We start from the raw sequence: 15,180 nt of genomic DNA on the forward strand, positions 1-15,180 counted from the left end.
TCATGAACGCCAGCGTCACTCTCCTGATCACCTGTAGCACGGTTTTTCTCGCCCAGTTGGGCATGAGTATTTATTTGCCGGCGCTGCCGGAAATCGCCCGCTATCTGGCGGCGGATCCTGCGCAGGTGTCGTGGGGCTTGTCGCTGTACCTGATCGGCATGGCGCTGCCGATGTTGTTCTGGGGCAGTCTGGCCCAGCGCATCGGCCGCAAACCGGTGTTGCTGGCGGCGCTGGCGATTTACGGCCTGGCCAATCTGGCCTTGCCGCTGGGTTCGACGCTTGAGTGGTTTTTGCTGCTGCGACTGCTGCAAGGCGTCGGCGCCAGCGGTATTTCGGTGATGGCGCGGGTGCTGATCCGCGACAGCTTTCGCGGCGATCTGCTGGCCAAGGCGTTGTCGTGGATTTCGATCTCGTTCGTAGTGGCGCTGGGCATCGGCCAATACTTGGGCTCGATCATCGAGGTGACGCTGGGCTGGCAGGCGATTTTCTACCTGCTCGGCGTGGTCTGCCTGGTGATGGCGCTGATCGTCTCGCGGGTGGCTTTCCCTGCTGTCACTGACGAACCAGTCAGCGCTTCGCCATGGTCGGCTTATCGGCAGATTCTGTTGCATCGGGCATTTCTTTTGCCGGCGCTGGCCGGTGGTTTGGGCTACGGCGTGATCATCGCCTTCAACACCGCAGCGCCTCTGATTTTGCAGGGGCCGTTCGGGTGGTCGACAGTGGATTACGGCTTGCTCGGCTGGCCGATCAGCGCGGCGTATTTTCTGGGTGCGCTGGCGGTCAATCACTTCGTGTTGCGCACCGGTCAGACGTGGTTGATGACCGTTGGCGTCGGTCTGGTATTGGCCGGTAGCGGCGTGATGTTGCTGGGCAGTCTGGCGGCCAGTTCCATCGCGTTGCTGTTTTGGCTGCCGTATTGCGTGGCGGTGTTCGGGCAGTCGTTGAACTACCCGATCAGCCTGTCACGCGCCAACGATGGCGCGCCGATTGCCGGTGCTTATGCGATGGCACTGAGCGGTTTTATCCATCAATTGATGGCGGCGATCATCGGCGCGATGGCCAGTCTGATCGCCAGTCCACAGGCTTGGCCGTTGTCGCTGCTGTGCACGTTGCTGGCCGTCGGCGCGATGCTCTGCGTGAAGTTCGCGCCGGGGGATGGCAAGCGTTAGAAGGCGTTGCGGAAGATTTCCTCGATTTGCCGTTGATCCGCCGCGCGTGGGTTGGTAATGCCGCAGGCATCTTTCAGTGCATTGGTGGCGAGGATCGGGATGTCGCTGAGCTTGGCGCCAAGTTCACGCAGACCGCTCGGAATGTCGACGTCCTTGGCCAAGCTGCGGATCGCGGTGATCGCCGCTTGCGCGCCCTCCTCTGGGCTGAAGCCACGAATGTCGGCGCCCATTGCGTGGGCAACATCGGTCAGGCGATCGGCGCAGACCAGCGCGTTGAAGGTCTGCACATGCGGCAGCAACACGGCGTTGCACACGCCGTGGGGCAAGTCGTAGAAACCGCCCAACTGGTGCGCCATCGCATGCACAAAACCGAGCGAGGCGTTGTTGAAAGCCATGCCGGCGAGGAACTGCGCGTAGGCCATGTTCTCCCGCGCGGCGAGATCTGTGCCGTCGCGCACGGCCAGGCGCAGGTTGTTGCTGATCAGGGTAATTGCCTTCAACGCGCAGGCATCGGTGATCGGGTTGGCGGCGGTCGAGACGTAAGCTTCGATGGCGTGGGTCAATGCGTCCATGCCGGTGGCGGCGGTCAGGCCTTTGGGCATGGCGACCATCAGTTCCGGGTCGTTGACCGACAGCAGCGGCGTGACGTTGCGGTCGACGATGGCCATTTTCACGTGACGCGATTCGTCGGTGATGATGCAGAAACGGGTCATCTCGCTGGCGGTGCCGGCGGTGGTGTTGATCGCGATCAGCGGCAGTTGTGGCTTGCTCGATTGATCAACACCTTCGTAATCACCGATTTCCCCGCCGTTGGTCGCACACAAGGCAATGCCTTTGGCGCAGTCGTGGGGTGAACCACCGCCCAGCGACACGACGAAATCGCAGCGGGTTTCCTTGAGCAAACCCAGCCCGGATTCGACATTGGCGATGCTCGGGTTCGGTTTGGCGCCGTCGAAAATCACCGAATCGATGTCCTGCATGGCCAGCTTCTCGGCAACCATCGTCGCCACGCCGCCCTTGGCCAGACCCACGTCGGTGACGATCAGCGCTTTGCGAAAACCGTAGTTGCGGATCGCGACCATGGCTTCGTCGAGGCAGCCGTTGCCCATGATGTTTACCGCCGGAATGAAAAAGGTGCTGGTCATGCGCGCGTCTCCTGACAGGGGCCGAATCGACTGCTGCGATTCAGCGGATAAGCACAGCATCGACCGATCGGTCAGCGCCGATGTTGATCTGGCTCAATGCCCGCTCGTGATAAAGTCGCCGCCCATCAGCCCCTATGTTTTGAGACCGCCTACGCAATGACCGATTTTCTGGATGTCGACGCCAGCCTTGAAGACTGGAACACCCTGCGCGCCGCGACCGAGTTCAACGGCCTGCTGGTGGGCAATGGCGCCAGCCGCGCGGTGTGGGACGATTTCGGCTACGACTCGCTGTTCGAAAACGCCCGCACCGTGGAGGAGAAACCGCTGAGTGCGTCGGAACTGGCGGTGTTCGACGCCATGCAGACGCGCAGTTTCGAGCAGGTGCTCGGCGCGCTGAAAACCACCAGCCGGGTCAACAAGGCGCTGGCCGTCAGCTCCGCCGCCCCGCGCAATCGCTACTACGCCATCAAAGAAGCGCTGATCAACACGGTGCACGCCGTGCACATTCCGTGGCGCCTGGTGAAAGCCTCGACGCTGGCGACGCTGAATGAAGAACTGGCGCGCTATCGCACAGTGTTCACCACCAATTACGACTTGCTCAACTACTGGGCGCTGCAACACCAAAGCGATGCCATCGACGACCTGTTCAACGGCGCCAACGCGAGTTTCGATCTGGCCGAAAGCGCCACTGACAAACCGCGTCTGCTGTACCTGCACGGTGGCCTGCACCTGGTGCGAAATCAGGACGGCACCGCGCGCAAACTGACCTCGACCGAGGGCACGCTGCTCGGCAGCTTCGCGATCAACAATACGATCAAGACGCTGGATGACGTGCCGCTGTTCGTCACGGAAGGGCCGAGCGCGGACAAGCTCAAAACCATTCGCAGCTCGGATTATCTGTCGTTCTGTTATGAGCAATTGCTCGGGCATGGCGACAGTTTGTGCATCTTTGGCCACGCGTTGGCCGAGCAGGATGCGCACATTGTGCGGGCGCTGCGCTTGGCGAAACCGAAGACTGTGGCCATCTCGATCTATCCGCGCAGTGCGGCGTTTGTGCAGCATCAGAAGCGGCACTACGCGCAGGTGTTTGACGGGACGGGGGCTGAGTTGCGGTTTTTTGATGCGAAGACGCATGCGCTGGGCAGTCCGAAATTGTCGGTGCCGGTCGAGGTTTGAAGCAAGATCAAAAGATCGCAGCCTTCGGCAGCTCCTACAGCTGCAATGCGTTCCCCTGTAGGAGCTGCCGAAGGCTCGGGCCGCGTTCGGACGATCTTTTGATTTCAGGGTTCATTCCTCAGCGCTGTGCACCACCACCAGCAACTGCGCCTGCACCTCCCCTACCGACCGGATTCGGTGCGGTTTCTGTGCATTGAAGTGCAGCGCGTCACCGCGTTGCAGCAGCACTTTCTCGTTCATGAAATCCACTTCCACCTGCCCTTCGTGAACGAACAAAAACTCCTCGCCCAGATGCTCCTTGAAGGTCTTGTCGCTGAATTCGCTCGGCGGATAGATGATGAACGGCAGCAAATTGCGCTCGCTGACCTGATGCGCCAGCACCGCATAACCCGGGCTCTGATCATTCGCCGCCAGTGATTGCCGCTCGTGGCTGCGCACCAGGCTGTAGCTGTCGAGGCTGACGTTGTCTTCCGAGAACAATTCCTCGACCTTCACGTTCAGCGCTTTCGCCAGTTTCAACGCGGCGGCAATCGACGGGGTGTTCAGCCCGCGCTCGACTTTCGACAGATAACTCTTGGTCATGCCGGATTTTTCGGCCAGTGCTTCAAGGGTTACGCCAAGTTTTTTTCTCAATAATTTCAAACGGATAGACATGCGCAGCGGTTATTCCATCAAGGAAGCGACGATTTGTGCTTGCCAATGACACTTTGTGTCATATAGCCTCTTTCGTGTCATTTGCAATCACCCAAAGGACACAGACATGGCCAAGACATTAGCACTACCCAAAGACCAACTGGTCAAGCAAGCGCTGACCCAGATGCAAAAAAGCCTTGCGGATAATACGTGGACAGACCGGCAAAAGCTGGCTTTGACCTGCCGGATTCTTTTCGAGAATGGTCACGACTCCGGCCTTGCCGGGCAAATCACTGCCCGTGGCCCGCAGCCCGGCACCTATTACACTCAGCAACTGGGCCTGGGTTTCGACGAAATTACCGCGAGCAATCTGCTGCTGGTCAACGAGGATCTGGAGGTTCTCGAAGGTCACGGCATGGCTAACCCGGCCAATCGTTTCCACAGTTGGGTGTACCGCGCTCGCCCGGACGTGAACTGCATCATCCACACCCACCCGACGCACGTTGCCGCGTTGTCGATGCTCGAAGTGCCGCTGCAGATTTCCCACATGGATCTGTGCCCGCTGTACGACGACTGCGCGTTTCTCGAAGGCTGGCCGGGCGTGCCGGTGGGCAATGAAGAAGGCGAGTTGATCGCCGGTGCGCTGGGCGACAAACGCGCGATTGTGCTTTCGCACCACGGTCAGCTGTCGACCGGCACGACGATTGAAGAGGCGTGTGTCATCGCCCAATTGATCGAACGTGCGGCGAGGTTGCAGTTGCTGGCGATGGCGGCAGGCACGATCAAACCGATCATCCCCGCGCTGGGCCGCGAAGCCCATGACTGGATCGCCAAGCCAAAACGCCACGCCGCCGCCTTCAACTATTACGCTCGGCAGAACCTGCGCCAACACGCCGATTGCCTGAACTGAAACCTCATTACGGAGACGCTCCCATGTCCAACATTCACGGCATCATCGGCTACACCATCACCCCGTTCAGCGCCAATGGCGAAGGGCTCGATCTGCCAGCACTCGGCCAATCGATCGACCGCCTGATCGCCAGCGGCGTCCACGCCATCGCGCCATTGGGCAGCACCGGCGAAGGCGCTTACCTGAGCGATGCGGAGTGGGATCAAGTCGCCGAATTCAGTATCAAGCACGTGGCCAAACGTGTGCCGACCATCGTCAGCGTGTCCGACCTGACCACCGCCAAAGCCGTGCGCCGCGCTCGCTTCGCCGAAGTCCATGGCGCCGACGTGGTGATGGTGCTGCCGGCCTCGTACTGGAAACTCACCGAAGCGGAAATCCTCGCCCACTACCGCGCGATTGGCGAGAGCATCGGCGTGCCGATCATGCTCTACAACAACCCGGCCACCAGCGGCACCGACATGTCGGTCGAGCTGATTCTGCGCATCGTCAATGCCGTGGAAAACGTGACCATGGTCAAGGAGAGCACCGGCGACATTCAGCGCATGCACAAGCTGCAATTGCTCGGCGAAGGCCAGGTGCCGTTCTACAACGGCTGCAATCCGCTGGCACTGGAAGCATTCGCGGCCGGGGCGAAGGGCTGGTGCACGGCAGCGCCGAACCTGATTCCGCAGTTGAATCTGGATCTGTATGACGCAGCGATGGCGGGCGATCTGGATCGCGCGCGGGATCTGTTTTATCGCCAGTTGCCGCTGCTGGACTTCATTCTGAAGGGCGGCTTGCCGGCGACGATCAAGGCCGGGTTACGCCAGACCGGGCTGGAAGTGGGTGATCCACGCCTGCCGGTATTTGCATTGAGCGCTGCAGGCCAGACCCAACTACAAGCAATCCTGAAAACCCTGCGCTGATCCCCCGGCAATCAAAACCCCTGTAGGAGCTGCGGCACGCTGCGATCTTTTGATCTTGATTTTTACAAGTTCAAAATCAAAAGATCGCAGCGTGCCGCAGCTCCTACAGGGGATGTGTGCGGCGGGCCAGACCCAACTGCACGATCCTGAACTCCTGCGCTGATCTCCCGCAAAAACGCAAAACCCCGTAGGAGCAAGGCTTGCCCGCGAAGAGGCCCTATCCTTCAACATTGATGTTGAGAGATACACCGCCATCGCGGGCAAGCCTTGCTCCTACAAGTGCCAGGTATTGAGGGTTATAGGACAGGCAACGTTTTGTCCTTGATCGCCTTCGTCGGCCCGTTCGCCTTGACGCTGGCGATGCCTTTGTCGCACGCCGCATCCGATGAATACGCCTCGCTGCTGCCAATAATCTGATGGTTGGCCGCCTTGAGGTTGAAGTACGGATGGCCGTCCTTCGTCGATTTTTTTTCGTAACGGTCATCCAGCGCGCTGTTGGTTTGCACCGAGGCGATGCCGCCTTCGGCCGCCGCGCGGGTGGTGTATAGCTCGCTGGTCAGAATCGTTTCGGCGTTCGCCGCTTTCAGGACGAACCTGAACTGGCCGTTGCTGCTTTTACTCAACTCGTACCATCCGGACATGCTCGTTTCTCCTGGGCAATTAAGAGATTTCGCGCTTCAGAGTAAAGACCAGCCAAGCGTATCTGTCGCCTATACCGGCCCCATCGCGGGCAAGCCCGCTCCCACAGGGTTCGAGGCACACACGATACCTGTGGGTGCTGGCTTGCCAGCGATAGGGTCAACCCGGTCTGGACTATTTCACTTGCGCCCGCACCACCGACAACTCCGGCGCACTCACCCGCCGCTGACTCAAATACCGCGTACAACTCACCCGCAAGAACGACGCAAAATTCACCACCTCCCCGCGATAATCCATCACCTCTTCATACAGCTTGGCGATCAACTGGTTGGTGGTCATGCCGTCGACCTCGGCGATCTCGCTGAGGATGTCCCAGAACTGATTCTCCAGACGCAACGTCGTCACCACGCCGCAGATGCGCAGCGAGCGCGAGCGTGATTCGTAGAGAATCGGGTCGGCCTTGACGTAGAGCTCGCACATCGGCGAATCCTCGTTACAGGGTGATTTTAGTGCCGAGCAAGCCGAGGAAACCGGCCAGCCAGTTCGGGTGCGCCGGCCATGCCGGGGCTGTGGCCAGATTGCCTTGAACGTGGCCATCCGTCACGGCGATGTCGATGTACGTACCGCCCGCCAGTCGCACTTCCGGGGCGCAGGCCGGATAGGCGCTGCACTCGCGACCTTCGAGCACGCCGGCCGCTGCCAGCAACTGAGCACCGTGGCAGACGGCGGCGATCGGTTTGCCGGCCTTGTCGAAGGCGCGCACCAGGTCGAGGACTTTTTCGTTGAGACGCAGGTATTCCGGGGCCCGACCGCCGGGGATCAGCAGTGCGTCGTAATCGGCCTCGCTGACCTTGGCGAAATCGAAGTTGAGGGCAAACAGGTGACCGGGTTTTTCGCTGTAAGTCTGGTCGCCTTCGAAGTCATGGATCGCAGTGCGTACGGTTTTACCGGCTGCCTTGTCCGGGCACACGGCGTGGACGGTGTGCCCGACCATCTGCAGGGCCTGAAACGGCACCATCACTTCGTAATCTTCGACGTAATCGCCGACCAGCATCAGAATCTTTTTCGCGGCCATGGGGAGGACTCCTCTGGAGGGAATGCTTGGGAGTATTGAAGGTAGACCTTATCCGGAGAGGCAGGTAATAACTGACTACTACACGCAATCACTGATTGGGATTCGGATTCGGATTCGGATTCGGATTCGGATAACTGTAGGAGCTGCCGAAGGCTGCGATCTTTTGATCTTGCCGTTAGAAACAAAATCAAAAGATCGCAGCCTTCGGCAGCTCCTACGTTGCGGGGATTACCCGCAACTGTACGCCTAAGTCCGTGCCTAGCTGTAACAGCCACAAGCCCCCGGTTTATGGCTTGATGAGGTCATTCCCAATTCTCTACGATTCTGGTCTCCCCTCATGTCCTCGCGCGAAAACACCGGCATGGCCCTCGGTCTGCTCGGCGTGGTGATCTTCAGCCTCACCCTGCCCTTCACCCGCATCGTGGTGCAGGAACTGCATCCGCTGCTCAACGGCTTGGGTCGCGCGTTGTTCGCGGCGATTCCGGCGGCGATGCTTTTGTTGTGGCGCCGTGAGAAGTGGCCAACGTGGCAGCAAGTCAAAGGCCTGAGCCTGGTGATCGCCGGAGTGATCCTCGGTTTCCCGGTGTTGTCGGCGTGGGCCATGCAAACGCTGCCGGCGTCGCACGGGGCATTGGTCAACGGTTTGCAGCCGCTGTGCGTGGCGCTGTATGCCGCGTGGTTGTCTCATGAGCGTCCGTCAAAAGCCTTCTGGGCCTGCGCCGCGTTGGGCAGTGCGTTGGTGCTCGGTTACGCGTTGTACACCGGGGCTGGGAGTATTCAGGCGGGGGATTTGCTGATGCTCGGCGCAATTGCCGTGGGTGGTCTGGGTTATGCCGAGGGCGGCCGGTTGGCCAAGGAAATGGGCGGCTGGCAGGTGATCTGCTGGGCGCTGGTGCTGTCGACGCCGTTGTTGATCGGGCCGGTGGTTTACTTGGCGCTGCAACATCACGGCGCAGTGTCGGCCAAGGCTTGGTGGGCGTTTGGTTACGTCGCACTGTTTTCGCAGTTTCTTGGATTTTTTGCCTGGTACGCCGGACTGGCGATGGGCGGGATCGCTCGGGTCAGTCAGATCCAGTTGTTGCAGATCTTCTTCACCATCGCGTTTTCGGCGCTGTTCTTTGGCGAGCACGTCGAGCCGATTACCTGGGTGTTTGCTTGCGGGGTGATTGCGACCGTCATGCTCGGGAGCAAAACCACCGTGCAACCGGCCCGCATTGCCACCGTATGAACGGTTGAACGGTTGAACGGTTGATTATGTAGGAGCTGCCGAAGGCTGCGATCTTTTGATTTTGTTTTTAAGATCAAAAGATCGCAGCCTTCGGCAGCTCCTACAGGGTGTGTATTCCAGGGCAATAATCGTCAGGCCAGGTAACCGTCGGCGCGCAGCAGGGTTTCCAGGCAGTGTTCGCTGATGTGGTAGAACGCTTTCAACTCTTCGATCTTCACCAACAGCTGAGCCGGATCGACCGGCTCGGCGCGTTTCACCGCGAGAATCATCTTGTTCTTGTTGGTGTGATCGAGCGAGATGAACTCGAACACCTTGGTCTCGTAACCGCATGCTTCCAGGAACAACGCCCGCAAACTGTCAGTAACCATTTCCGCCTGCTGACCAAGGTGCAAACCGTATTGCAGCATCGGCTTGAGCAGCGCCGGGCTCTGGATTTGCAGGCGGATCTGTTTGTGGCAGCACGGCGAGCACATGATGATCGACGCCCCCGAACGAATGCCGGTGTGGATCGCGTAGTCAGTGGCGATGTCGCAGGCATGCAAAGCGATCATCACGTCCAGTTCGCTCGGCGCCACGCTGCGCACGTCACCGCACTTGAACACCAGCCCCGGATGATCAAGCTTCGCCGCGGCGGCGTTGCACAGGTTGACCATTTCTTCGCGCAACTCGACGCCGGTGACTTCGCCCTCGGCCTTCAAGGTGTTGCGCAGGTAATCGTGAATCGCGAAGGTCAGATAGCCCTTGCCCGAGCCGAAATCCGCCACGCGCACCGGTTTGTCCAGCGCCAGCGGCGAGGTGGTCAGCGCATGGCTGAACACTTCGATGAATTTGTTGATCTGCTTCCACTTACGCGACATCGCCGGGATCAGCTCTTGCTGCGCGTTGGTCACACCCAAGTCTTTGAGGAACGGTCGGCTCAGCTCAAGAAAGCGGTTTTTCTCACGGTTGTGCTCGGCGGACGGTGCTTCACGCAATTGCTGAGGTTTGCTCTTGAACAGCGAACTCTTGCCCTTTTTGCTGTATTCGAGCTGAGCTTCGTCAGTCACGGCGAGTAAATGCGCATTTTTGAACGAGGCCGGCAACAGCGCGGCAATCGTCGCCACGCCTTCGCTCAGCGGCAGATTTTTGGTGATGTCTCGGGTTTTGTAGCGATAGACAAAGGACAGGTTCGGCTGCGCTTTGACGGTGACCGCTTTGATGATGACCCGCTGCAGCTCCGCCTCTTCACCGACGTACTTGGCCAGCACCAGTTTGATGAAGCCGTTCTGCTCGAGGCTGGTTTGCAGCAGCTCGATGAACTGGGCGTGGTGATCGGGCGCGGGCTGGGTGGACGGGGCGGTAACGGACATGAAAAAGCGGCCTCGGACGGGCGAAATCGGGAATGGCGGGTATTTTAGGGGGGATGGGGGTTGGGGACACGCTCTTATTTACCGAACGGCACAAATCAAAAGATCGCAGCCTTCGGCAGCTCCTACAGAGGCCAATGTAGGAGCTGCCGAAGGCTGCGATCTTTTGATCTAGGCCAACACCACTAACCGATTCGGCAATTCGTTCCTCACCTGCGTCACCGGCACATGCACTTTGAGCAATTCCCCACACGCCTCAATGCACGTCACAAACCCTTCCAGCGTGCGCCCATGCCGCACCTGCTCGGTAAACGCCGCGACAATCACATCCCAACTTTTGTTATCCAGCCGCTTGGAAATCCCCTCATCCACCAGAATCTCCACATAGCGCTCCGCCTCGCAGACAAAAATCAGCATCCCGGTGCTGCCCACCGTGTGATGCAGGTTCTGTTCGAGAAACTGCCGTCGCGCCAGGTTCGACGCCCGCCAGTGGCGCACGCGACGCGGGATCAAATGCGTGGTGATTTTCGGCAAACGAAACAGCAGGCACAGCACGATAAACGCGCCCCACTGCACCAGCAGCAGGCTGTGCATGGTCAGCCAGCCGGTCAGGTAATGCACGACGCCCGGCACCACCAGCGCCAGCAAACTCGCCCACAGCAGCGGGATGTACGCGTAGTCGTCGGCGCGGGCGGCTAGCACTGTCACCAGTTCGGCGTCGGTGTCGCGCTCGACCCGGGCGATCGCTTCGGCGACTTTGCGTTGTTCGTGTTCGGTCAGTAATGCCATGTTGAAAAGTGCCTGCTCATTATTCTTTTAATGTCACCAGCCGCCGGACGATCCACCGCCGCCGAAACTGCCCCCGCCGCCGCTGAAGCCCCCGCCTCCACCGCCGCCGCCACCAAAACCTCCACCGCCAAAGCCGCCTCCGCCACCACCGCCCCGGCCGGCGGGCAGGATACCGAGCATCTGGAAGACAAACACGGTCAGGATGAACAACATCACCAAAAATACGAACAAACCGGGATGCCGCGAGATGAAATCATCGGACGGATCACCGCTCGATTCATACACCGTCGACGGCTCGTCCAGCGGATTGCCGCCGAGCACCACCAGCATCGCTGCAACGCCGTCGCTGATGCCTTTGCTGAAGTTACCGGTCTTGAACGCGGGCGTGATGACTTGATGGATGATCACTGACGACTGCGCATCGGTCAGCCGATCCTCCAGACCATAACCGACTTCGATGCGCAGTTTGCGCTCGTCACGGGCGACGATCAGCAGCGCGCCGTTGTTTTTGTCCTTCTGGCCGATGCCCCAGTGCCGGCCGAGCTGAACGCCGAAATCCTCGATGGTGGTGCCCTGCAGATCCGGCACGGTGACGACGACCAATTGCTCGCCGGTCGCCTGCTCGTGGGCCTGTAACTGCTGGCCCAGTTGCGCGCGCACCGACGGCTCGATCATCTGCGCTTCGTCCACCACCCGCCCACTCAGCGCCGGGAACGTCAACTCGGCCCGGGCGCTGAGGGCGAAAACCCACAACAGCAACACCAGCCCCATCTTCAACACACGCATCTATTACCCCCACCAATCCCTGTAGGAGCTGCCGCAGGCTGCGATCTTTTGATCTTGTTCTTACGGTCAAAATCAAAAGATCGCAGCCTTCGGCAGCTCCTACACAGGTGTGTTTTCAGAATTTGACCTGGGGTGCCTTATCGGCATCCGGCGTGGTGGCTTCGAAGGTTTCGCGGATCGGCAGGTCGCTGTACATCACGCTGTGCCAAAGGCGACCGGGGAAGGTGCGGATTTCGGTGTTGTATTTCTGCACCGCCAGAATGAAATCGCGGCGCGCCACGGCGATGCGGTTTTCCGTGCCCTCAAGTTGCGATTGCAGGGCGAGGAAGTTCTGGTTGGCCTTCAGATCCGGATAGCGCTCGGAGACCACCATCAAACGGCTCAACGCACCGGTCAGTTGATCCTGCGCCTGCTGGAACTGCTTGAGCTTCTCGGGATTGTCGAGGGTGCTGGCGTCGACCTGAATCGACGTGGCTTTCGCCCGCGCTTCGATCACGGCGGTCAGGGTTTCTTCTTCATGCTTGGCGTACCCCTTCACCGTTTCCACCAGATTGGGGATCAGGTCGGCACGCCGCTGGTACTGGTTCTGCACTTGCCCCCACGCGGCTTTGGCCTGTTCGTCGAGGGTCGGGATATTGTTGATGCCGCACGCGGTCAACAGCGTGGCCAGCATCAGCAGGGTGACGACCTGCAAACGCGAGCGATTGGTTGGGCTTACATTCATCGCAGTGATGCTCCTTGGCACATTTCATTATAAAAACCGAGCGCGAAACACTCTGCGCCGGCTCTTGGGGCATAATCGGCCGCGCCGCTGGATTACGACGCGCCAATGGGCTAAAAAGTGCCCTGCGCGATCACGCTGCCGCAGTGTCGGCTGTCGTTTTTGGCTCTGGTTTTTTGAGCCTGCACCCGAACAACAATAGTCGCTCCCTAAATTTTGGCTGGCCGGCGTTGCATCGCCGCTTGGGCCCTTGAGAAAAACATTCATGAAGAAGCTGTGTTTGCTGGGTCTGTTCGTCAGCCTGGCCAGTCATCAAGTATTGGCCGCCACGACCCCGGTACCCCTGGAAAACAAGGACGCGTTCATCAGCAACCTGATGAAGCAAATGACCCTCGACGAGAAGATCGGCCAGTTGCGCCTGATCAGCATCGGCCCGGAAATGCCTCGTGAGTTGATCCGCAAAGAGATCGCCGCCGGCAACATCGGCGGCACGTTCAACTCGATCACCCGCCCGGAAAACCGCCCGATGCAGGACGCCGCCATGCGCAGCCGTCTGAAGATCCCGATGTTTTTCGCCTACGACGTGATCCACGGTCACCGGACGATTTTCCCGATTCCGCTGGCCCTCGCCTCGAGCTGGGACATGGACGCGATCGGCAAATCCGGCCGCGTGGCTGCCAAAGAAGCCGCCGCCGACAGCCTCGACATCACCTTCGCGCCGATGGTCGACATCTCCCGCGACCCGCGCTGGGGCCGCAGCTCCGAAGGTTTCGGTGAAGACACCTACCTGACCTCGCGCATCGCCGGCGTCATGGTGCGTGCCTATCAGGGCGCCACCCCGAGCGCGGCCGACAGCATCATGGCCAGCGTCAAACACTTCGCCCTGTATGGCGCGGTTGAAGGCGGTCGCGACTACAACACCGTCGACATGAGTCCGGTGAAGATGTACCAGGATTACCTGCCGCCGTACCGCGCCGCGATTGATGCCGGCGCCGGTGGCGTGATGGTTGCGCTGAACTCGATCAACGGCATTCCGGCCACCGCCAACACCTGGCTGATGAACGATCTGCTGCGTCGCGACTGGGGCTTCAAAGGCCTGGCGGTCAGTGACCACGGCGCGATTTTCGAACTGATCAAACATGGCGTCGCCCGCGACGGTCGTGAAGCGGCGAAGCTGGCGATCAAGGCCGGCATCGACATGAGCATGAACGACACCCTCTACGGCAAAGAGCTGCCGGGGCTGCTCAAGTCCGGCGAGATCGAACAGAAAGACATCGACAACGCCGTGCGTGAAGTGCTCGCGGCCAAGTACGACATGGGCCTGTTCAAGGATCCGTACCTGCGCATCGGCAAGGCTGAAGACGATCCGGCCGACACCTACGCCGAAAGCCGTCTGCACCGCGCCGAGGCCCGCGACGTCGCGCGTCGCAGCCTGGTGCTGCTGAAGAACCAGAACGAAACCCTGCCACTGAAGAAAGACGCGAAAGTCGCGCTGGTCGGCCCGTTGGCCAAAGCGCCGATCGACATGATGGGCAGTTGGGCAGCGGCGGGTAAACCGACGCAATCGGTCACCCTGTTCGACGGCATGAACTCGCTGATCGGCAACAAGGCGAACCTGATCTACGCCCGTGGCGCCAACATAACCAGCGACAAGAAGGTGCTGGATTACCTGAACTTCCTCAACTTCGATGCCCCGGAAGTGGTCGATGACCCGCGTCCGGCCAACGTGCTGATCGACGAAGCGGTCAAAGCGGCCAAGGACGCTGACGTGATCGTTGCCGCTGTCGGCGAGTCCCGTGGCATGTCCCACGAATCGTCCAGCCGCACCGACCTGAACATCCCGGAAAACCAGCGCGAGCTGATCCGCGAGCTGAAAGCCACCGGCAAACCGCTGGTGCTGGTGTTGATGAACGGCCGCCCGCTGACCATTCTTGAAGAGAACCAATCGGCTGACGCGATTCTGGAAACCTGGTTCAGCGGCACCGAGGGCGGCAACGCCATCGCCGACGTGCTGTTCGGCGACTACAACCCGTCGGGCAAGCTACCGGTGACCTTCCCGCGTTCCGTGGGCCAGATCCCGACGTACTACAACCATCTGAGCATTGGCCGGCCGTTCACGCCGGGCAAACCGGGCAACTACACCTCGCAGTATTTCGATGACACCACCGGGCCGCTGTTCCCGTTCGGTTATGGCCTGAGCTACACCCATTTCGCCCTGAGCGACATGGCGCTGTCGTCGACCACGCTGAACGCCACCGGCAAGCTCGACGCCAGCGTCATGCTGAAAAACACCGGCAAGCGTGACGGCGAAACCGTGGTGCAGTTGTACATTCAGGACGTTACCGGCTCGATGATCCGTCCGGTCAAAGAACTGAAGAACTTCCAGAAAATCATGCTCAAGGCCGGCGAACAGAAAGTCGTGCACTTCACCATCACCGAGGATGACCTGAAGTTCTACAACGCCCAGCTCAAATACGCGGCCGAGCCCGGCAAGTTCAACGTACAGATCGGCCTGGATTCGCAGGACGTCACACAGCAGAGCTTTGAACTGCTGTAACCGGTTTTGCCCCGATGATCGTTCCCACGCTGCGCGTGGGAATGCCTCAAGGGACGCTCCGCGTCCAGTGACGCGGAGCGTCACGGGCTGCATTCCCACGC

15 protein-coding genes are annotated in these 15,180 nt (G+C 60.0%); 6 read left to right on the forward strand and 9 right to left on the reverse strand.

The window, feature by feature from the left end; genetic code table 11:
* Positions 1-2 precede the first annotated feature (2 nt).
* Positions 3-1,169, forward strand: a complete 1,167-nt coding sequence (locus tag ACIOMO_RS17940) for an MFS transporter (protein WP_401242528.1) — start codon at positions 3-5, stop codon at positions 1,167-1,169.
* Here the strand turns inward: ACIOMO_RS17940 and yiaY are convergent.
* Positions 1,166-2,314, reverse strand: a complete 1,149-nt coding sequence (gene yiaY, locus ACIOMO_RS17945; RefSeq protein ID WP_401242531.1) for an L-threonine dehydrogenase — start codon at positions 2,312-2,314, stop codon at positions 1,166-1,168. The genes ACIOMO_RS17940 and yiaY overlap by 4 nt on opposite strands.
* A 156-nt stretch (positions 2,315-2,470) precedes the next feature.
* Between yiaY and ACIOMO_RS17950 the strand changes: the two genes are divergently transcribed.
* Positions 2,471-3,490: a DUF4917 family protein gene (locus ACIOMO_RS17950; protein ID WP_401242534.1), complete on the forward strand. Its 1,020-nt coding sequence runs from the start codon at positions 2,471-2,473 to the stop codon at positions 3,488-3,490.
* 111 nt (positions 3,491-3,601) lie between these two features.
* On the opposite strand, the gene ACIOMO_RS17955 is transcribed toward ACIOMO_RS17950, so the two are convergent.
* Positions 3,602-4,144: a helix-turn-helix domain-containing protein gene (locus ACIOMO_RS17955; protein ID WP_008076856.1), complete on the reverse strand. Its 543-nt coding sequence runs from the start codon at positions 4,142-4,144 to the stop codon at positions 3,602-3,604.
* A gap of 106 nt (positions 4,145-4,250) precedes the next feature.
* Here ACIOMO_RS17955 and ACIOMO_RS17960 point away from each other — a divergent pair, with 106 nt between their 5' ends.
* Positions 4,251-5,033: an aldolase gene (locus tag ACIOMO_RS17960; RefSeq protein WP_401242537.1), complete on the forward strand. Its 783-nt coding sequence runs from the start codon at positions 4,251-4,253 to the stop codon at positions 5,031-5,033.
* 23 nt (positions 5,034-5,056) lie between these two features.
* On the forward strand, positions 5,057-5,938 hold the full coding sequence (locus ACIOMO_RS17965) for a dihydrodipicolinate synthase family protein (RefSeq protein ID WP_401242540.1): 882 nt from the start codon (positions 5,057-5,059) through the stop codon (positions 5,936-5,938).
* Between the two features lie 296 nt (positions 5,939-6,234).
* Here ACIOMO_RS17965 and ACIOMO_RS17970 read toward each other — a convergent pair whose 3' ends face one another.
* From ACIOMO_RS17970 to ACIOMO_RS17980, 3 genes are all read right to left on the reverse strand, one after another.
* Positions 6,235-6,579 carry a YegP family protein gene (locus tag ACIOMO_RS17970; protein WP_159815797.1) on the reverse strand — a complete coding sequence of 115 codons (345 nt, stop codon included), beginning with the start codon at positions 6,577-6,579 and terminating at the stop codon, positions 6,235-6,237.
* Positions 6,580-6,751: 172 nt separating this feature from the next.
* Positions 6,752-7,057, reverse strand: a complete 306-nt coding sequence (locus ACIOMO_RS17975; RefSeq protein ID WP_053117936.1) for a ribbon-helix-helix domain-containing protein — start codon at positions 7,055-7,057, stop codon at positions 6,752-6,754.
* A 13-nt stretch (positions 7,058-7,070) separates the two neighbouring features.
* A complete protein-coding gene (locus tag ACIOMO_RS17980; protein WP_401242544.1) occupies positions 7,071-7,652 on the reverse strand; it encodes a DJ-1/PfpI family protein in 582 nt (193 codons plus the stop codon).
* A gap of 337 nt (positions 7,653-7,989) precedes the next feature.
* On the opposite strand from ACIOMO_RS17980, the gene ACIOMO_RS17985 reads away from it, so the two are divergent.
* Positions 7,990-8,880, forward strand: a complete 891-nt coding sequence (locus tag ACIOMO_RS17985) for a DMT family transporter (protein ID WP_401242546.1) — start codon at positions 7,990-7,992, stop codon at positions 8,878-8,880.
* 131 nt (positions 8,881-9,011) lie between these two features.
* Here ACIOMO_RS17985 and ACIOMO_RS17990 read toward each other — a convergent pair whose 3' ends face one another.
* The 4 genes from ACIOMO_RS17990 to ACIOMO_RS18005 form a co-directional block, all read right to left on the reverse strand.
* Positions 9,012-10,229, reverse strand: a complete 1,218-nt coding sequence (locus ACIOMO_RS17990; RefSeq protein ID WP_401242549.1) for a class I SAM-dependent methyltransferase — start codon at positions 10,227-10,229, stop codon at positions 9,012-9,014.
* 168 nt (positions 10,230-10,397) lie between these two features.
* Positions 10,398-11,015, reverse strand: coding sequence for a TPM domain-containing protein (locus ACIOMO_RS17995; RefSeq protein WP_053117928.1), 618 nt, complete (start codon positions 11,013-11,015; stop codon positions 10,398-10,400).
* Positions 11,016-11,048: 33 nt separating this feature from the next.
* Positions 11,049-11,801: a TPM domain-containing protein gene (locus tag ACIOMO_RS18000; RefSeq protein ID WP_400646715.1), complete on the reverse strand. Its 753-nt coding sequence runs from the start codon at positions 11,799-11,801 to the stop codon at positions 11,049-11,051.
* Positions 11,802-11,916: 115 nt separating this feature from the next.
* On the reverse strand, positions 11,917-12,525 hold the full coding sequence (locus ACIOMO_RS18005) for a LemA family protein (RefSeq protein ID WP_053117924.1): 609 nt from the start codon (positions 12,523-12,525) through the stop codon (positions 11,917-11,919).
* Between the two features lie 262 nt (positions 12,526-12,787).
* Here ACIOMO_RS18005 and bglX point away from each other — a divergent pair, with 262 nt between their 5' ends.
* Positions 12,788-15,079, forward strand: a complete 2,292-nt coding sequence (gene bglX / locus ACIOMO_RS18010) for a beta-glucosidase BglX (protein ID WP_401242554.1) — start codon at positions 12,788-12,790, stop codon at positions 15,077-15,079.
* Positions 15,080-15,180: the final 101 nt, after the last annotated feature.

Source organism: Pseudomonas sp. NPDC087804 (assembly GCF_044742965.1).
In the GTDB taxonomy this organism is placed as follows: Bacteria; Pseudomonadota; Gammaproteobacteria; order Pseudomonadales; family Pseudomonadaceae; genus Aquipseudomonas; species Aquipseudomonas rustica.

What these genes read in the sequence shown, in the direction of transcription:
- bglX (WP_401242554.1), top strand. Translation starts at nt 12,788, where the DNA reads ATGAAGAAGCTGTGTTTGCTGGGTCTGTTCGTCAGCCTGGCCAGTCAT.
- ACIOMO_RS18000 (WP_400646715.1), bottom strand. Translation starts at nt 11,801, where the DNA reads ATGCGTGTGTTGAAGATGGGGCTGGTGTTGCTGTTGTGGGTTTTCGCC.
- ACIOMO_RS17950 (WP_401242534.1), top strand. Translation starts at nt 2,471, where the DNA reads ATGACCGATTTTCTGGATGTCGACGCCAGCCTTGAAGACTGGAACACC.
- ACIOMO_RS17975 (WP_053117936.1), bottom strand. Translation starts at nt 7,057, where the DNA reads ATGTGCGAGCTCTACGTCAAGGCCGACCCGATTCTCTACGAATCACGC.
- ACIOMO_RS17960 (WP_401242537.1), top strand. Translation starts at nt 4,251, where the DNA reads ATGGCCAAGACATTAGCACTACCCAAAGACCAACTGGTCAAGCAAGCG.
- ACIOMO_RS17965 (WP_401242540.1), top strand. Translation starts at nt 5,057, where the DNA reads ATGTCCAACATTCACGGCATCATCGGCTACACCATCACCCCGTTCAGC.
- yiaY (WP_401242531.1), bottom strand. Translation starts at nt 2,314, where the DNA reads ATGACCAGCACCTTTTTCATTCCGGCGGTAAACATCATGGGCAACGGC.
- ACIOMO_RS17985 (WP_401242546.1), top strand. Translation starts at nt 7,990, where the DNA reads ATGTCCTCGCGCGAAAACACCGGCATGGCCCTCGGTCTGCTCGGCGTG.
- ACIOMO_RS17995 (WP_053117928.1), bottom strand. Translation starts at nt 11,015, where the DNA reads ATGGCATTACTGACCGAACACGAACAACGCAAAGTCGCCGAAGCGATC.
- ACIOMO_RS17990 (WP_401242549.1), bottom strand. Translation starts at nt 10,229, where the DNA reads ATGTCCGTTACCGCCCCGTCCACCCAGCCCGCGCCCGATCACCACGCC.
- ACIOMO_RS17980 (WP_401242544.1), bottom strand. Translation starts at nt 7,652, where the DNA reads ATGGCCGCGAAAAAGATTCTGATGCTGGTCGGCGATTACGTCGAAGAT.
- ACIOMO_RS17970 (WP_159815797.1), bottom strand. Translation starts at nt 6,579, where the DNA reads ATGTCCGGATGGTACGAGTTGAGTAAAAGCAGCAACGGCCAGTTCAGG.
- ACIOMO_RS17940 (WP_401242528.1), top strand. Translation starts at nt 3, where the DNA reads ATGAACGCCAGCGTCACTCTCCTGATCACCTGTAGCACGGTTTTTCTC.
- ACIOMO_RS17955 (WP_008076856.1), bottom strand. Translation starts at nt 4,144, where the DNA reads ATGTCTATCCGTTTGAAATTATTGAGAAAAAAACTTGGCGTAACCCTT.
- ACIOMO_RS18005 (WP_053117924.1), bottom strand. Translation starts at nt 12,525, where the DNA reads ATGAATGTAAGCCCAACCAATCGCTCGCGTTTGCAGGTCGTCACCCTG.